Genomic DNA, 4,215 nt, shown 5'->3' with positions numbered 1-4,215 from the left:
CAGAACGCGCGGCGCATGGCGCTGGCCGACTTCGTAGGCGATATGCAATTGGTGCGGGATCAGGCTGGCGCGCATACCACGCAGGCCAGCGAACGGCAGGCGATACTGTTCGCTCTGGTATTTGCGGGCGCGGAAACGCAGCGCAAAGCGATCCATGCGGTCAATCTGCCCGGCAAACAGGCGGTCTTGCGGTTTACTGAAGGTCAGCTTGCTGTCCAGCAGCACTTCACGCATAGCGACGCCGCTTTCCTGGGTATCCAGACGCGTGCCGATATAGGTCAACAGCCCGTTATCCTCTTTGACTTCCTCCACCTGCAACTGCCAGCCTTCGTGGTTGCTGATGGTGTCGCCAGGGTTAAACATCACGCGGGTGATTGGTGAGTCGTTTCTGGCATAGAGGCGGTTTTCACCGGTGGCGGGGAAAAGCAGGGTGACCATGCGCACGTCCAGTGCTACCACGGTTCCCAGTCCCAATTCGCTTTCCGTATCGCTGATCCAGCGTTGACCAAGTGTAAAAGGCATAGTTTGTCGGCTCGATTCTTATTAAGTAAGTCTTGCTACCCGGCAGAGAAGCCCAGGGTAACCTGTTTCAACTGCTTGCTATTCCCGGCATCTTGCCTGCCAGCGCGTTGTTACCGGTCGGCGAGCTTTATTTTCATTTAGCGGGTAATAGCTTGTTATGCCATGCTAACGTCTGGTGACAGCATAGCGGCAACGATGTTGTGAATAGTGGTTCAGAATTTGGGAAGGGCGCTATGGTAATGGAAGGCGGCGCATTCGTCACCTGTAAAACCCGATGATTTTTTCTTCCCAAACCCCGACTAACATCAGTAAAAAGAGAGGGGTTTCTCGTGGGGGGGTATTACCCTCTACTTTGACCGCTCAGAACAGGCCTATCTGCCTGGTTACCAACGCCGAAAAATCGTCGTACAGGAAGGGAAGTATAGCGTCTGCCACCGGTTGCAGCTGGCGTTCGAGATAATGATCGTAATCGATCGCCGACTGCCGGATTTCCAGCGGCTCAGGCCCGGCCAATGTCATCACATAGCTGATCCAGCCACCGTTCTGATACTGCAGCGGCCGCCCCTGTTGACGATTATAGTCATCGGCCAGGCGGGCTGCACGGGCGTGGGGCGGGACATTGCGTTGATAGTCGTCCAGCTTGCGGCGCAGGCGTTTGCGGTAGACCAGCCGCTCGTCAAATTCACCGTTCAGCGTTTTGGCCACGTAATCACGTACAAAGTCCTGATAGGGCTGGCGCTTGAAGATGCGTTGATAGAGCTGCTGTTGAAACTGTTGCGCCAGCGGGGTCCAGTCGGTACGCACCGTTTCCAACCCTTTATACACCATCTCTTCACTGCCGTCCGGTTTGTTGATCAGTCCGGCGTAGCGCTTTTTGCTGCCCTGTTCGGCACCGCGGATGGTGGGCATTAAAAAGCGGGAATAGTGGGTTTCAAACTCCAGCTCCAGCGCATTTTCCAGCCCATATTGTTGTTGCAGATGCTGCTGCCACCATTGATTGACGTGATCGAGCAGTTCGCGGCCAATCTCGACGGCCTGCTGCTCGCTGTGGGCCTTATTCAGCCAGACAAAGGTCGAGTCCGTATCGCCATAGATTACCTGGTAGCCTTTAGCTTCGATCAACTCCCGCGTCTGGCGCATGATCTCGTGGCCGCGCAGAGTGATCGACGAGGCCAGCCGGGGATCGAAGAAGCGGCAGCCGCTCGATCCCAGTACGCCGTAGAACGCATTCATGATGATCTTCAGCGCCTGTGACAGCGGCTTGTTGTTGTGGCGTTTGGCCGCTTCGCGCCCTTGCCAGATCTGGCGCACAATTTCTGGCAGACAGTGTTTGTTACGTGAGAACCGGGCTTGACGAAAACCCGGCACCGAGTTTTCGTCATCCGGGTGCTGCATGCCTTCTACCAGCCCGACGGGATCGATCAGGAAGGTGCGGATGATCGACGGATACAGACTCTTGTAATCCAGTACCAGTACCGAATCATACAGGCCGGGCTGCGAATCCATCACAAAGCCGCCGGGGCTGTGCTCTTCCGGCAACTCCCCAAGGTTAGGGGCCACATAGCCCTGACGATGCATGCGCGGGATATAAAGATGGTTGAAGGCCGCCACCGAACCACCGCTGCGATCGGCAGCCAGCCCGGTCACGGTGGCGCGCTCGAGGAGGAAGGTCAACAGTTCGGTTTTGGCGAAAATGCGCGTTACCAACTCGCAGTCTTTCAGGTTATAGCGGGCCAGTGCGGGTTTATCTTCGGCAAAACGTCGGTCTATTTCCGCCATTCGCTGGTAAGGGTTGTCGATCGATTTCCCTTCCCCAAGCAGCGTTTGCGCCACATATTCCAGGCTGAAGGACGGGAAGTTCCAGGTGGCCGATTTCAGCGCTTCGATACCGTCGATAATCAATCGGCCGGAGGCCGAGGCGAAGAAGTGGTTTTGCTTAAAGCCGTGCTCGCGCCATTCCAGCAGGTTGCCACCACGGCCAAAACGCAGGGGGATCTGATAACGTTCGGCGTGTTTTTGCAGTACCCGCAGATCGAACTGCACCAGGTTCCAGCCGATAATGGCGTCGGGATCGTGCTGCTCCAGCCATTGGTTCAGGCGTTCCAGCAGCTGTGGGCGGCTGTTGCAGTATTCCAGCTCAAAATCCAGCGCCTCAGTGCCGCCGTTGGCCGGGCCGAGCATATACACTTGGCGCTGGCCACAGCCTTCCAGCGCGATTGAGTAAAGCTCGCCATGGGCGGTGGTTTCGATATCCAGTGATACCAACTTTAAACTGGGGCGGTAGTCTGGGGCAGGCTTCATCTGGGCGTTGAGCCACAGGCCGTGACCGTCGGGTTGGCCGTTGAACCACACCGGGGCGGTGATAAAGCGCTCCATCAGATAGCGTTCCGGCGGGCGGATATCGGCCTCAAACACGTTGACGCCACCCTCTTTGAGCAGCTTTTCCAGCTTGATCAACTGACGGTGCTGGCGGCAATAAAGGCCCATCACCGGACGGGAGTGGAAATCCTGCAGCGGCAGGGGTTTCAGCTCGACATGACGCTCTTCACGCAGCAGCAACTCGGCCCGCTGACGCTGTTCGGCGGGAATAAATGCTACGGAGGTCTGTGGGGCCAGCCGTAGCCGTTGCGGCCCGCTATCGGTTGCCAGCCAGAACTCAACTTCGGTACCGGCGGGCGTATCACGCCAATGGCGAGTGAGTAAGAAACCCTGCTGTAGAGATGTCACTAGTTCCTGAGCATCGATGATCTATAGGTGTTTATAGTATGGGTTTTTATACAGTCATTGTCCATAATTGGCTAGGTTGGCCAAATGTACATACAATTCAACGATTGACTCCCCCTGGCCCGCGCCGGACAATCCTTCGCCCATACGTTTAGCTTACCAACAGAGGTTTAATGGAAGCTTATTTACAGCAGTTGATCACCCAGTCATTGGCTTTCACCCTGGTGGTGGTCATGTTGGTGGCGTTCCTGGAGTCGCTGGCGTTGGTCGGTTTGCTATTGCCGGGCACGGTGATGATGGCCAGCATTGGTGCACTGATCGGCAGCGGACAGGTGGACTTTTATATGGCCTGGGGGGCGGGCATTGTCGGTTGTCTGCTGGGGGATTGGATCTCCTACTTTATCGGCCGGGCCTTCAAGGGGCCGCTGCACCGCTGGTCGTTCCTGAAAAAGAACAAGGCGATGCTGGATAAAACCGAGCATGCGCTGCATCAGCACAGTATCGTTACCATTTTGATCGGCCGCTTTGTTGGCCCGACGCGCCCGCTGGTGCCGATGGTGGCCGGCATGCTCGATCTGCCTCCCTACAAATTTGCCCTGCCGAATATCATCGGTTGCCTGACTTGGCCACCGGTCTATTTCTTCCCCGGCATTCTGGCGGGCGTCGCGATCGATATTCCTGCCAGCGCTAACAGCGCGTTGTTCAAATGGCTGTTGTTTGGCGTGGTGGTACTGGTCTGGCTGGCGGCCTGGCTGAGTTGGCGCTGGTGGCGCGAAGGAAAGCGCAGTGCCGATAAGCTGACGCGCTGGCTAACGCCGATGCGGCTGCGGTTGGCCTGTATTGCTAGCTGGGTAGGGGCGCTGGTGTGTTTCTATTATATGCATCAGCAGGCGTTGATGCCGGTATATCGACACCTGCTGTGGAAAGTGCTGGCGGGCTGACGCTAAAATTTGGGCATAAAAAAACCGA

At 56.6% G+C, this 4,215-nt stretch carries 2 protein-coding genes and 1 pseudogene; 1 reads left to right on the top strand and 2 read right to left on the bottom strand.

What is annotated here, in order from left to right:
• Together ACLQ7H_RS08670 and ACLQ7H_RS08665 are read right to left on the bottom strand one after the other, a co-directional pair.
• Positions 1 to 522, bottom strand: a pseudogene (locus ACLQ7H_RS08670) (RNA polymerase-associated protein RapA); the annotation flags it as partial.
• Positions 523 to 882: 360 nt separating this feature from the next.
• Entirely contained in the window at positions 883 to 3,249 is a 2,367-nt protein-coding gene (locus ACLQ7H_RS08665; RefSeq protein ID WP_411752314.1) for a DNA polymerase II, read from the bottom strand.
• Between the two features lie 170 nt (positions 3,250 to 3,419).
• On the opposite strand from ACLQ7H_RS08665, the gene ACLQ7H_RS08660 reads away from it, so the two are divergent.
• Positions 3,420 to 4,187, top strand: a complete 768-nt coding sequence (locus tag ACLQ7H_RS08660; RefSeq protein ID WP_411752313.1) for a DedA family protein — start codon at positions 3,420 to 3,422, stop codon at positions 4,185 to 4,187.
• Positions 4,188 to 4,215 lie beyond the last annotated feature (28 nt).

This window comes from Serratia sp. (in: enterobacteria) (genome assembly GCF_046715635.1).
Lineage (GTDB): Bacteria > Pseudomonadota > Gammaproteobacteria > Enterobacterales > Enterobacteriaceae > Chania.
The sequence above is the reverse complement of the archived record's forward strand: the minus strand, read 5'-3'. Positions and strand labels throughout refer to the sequence as shown.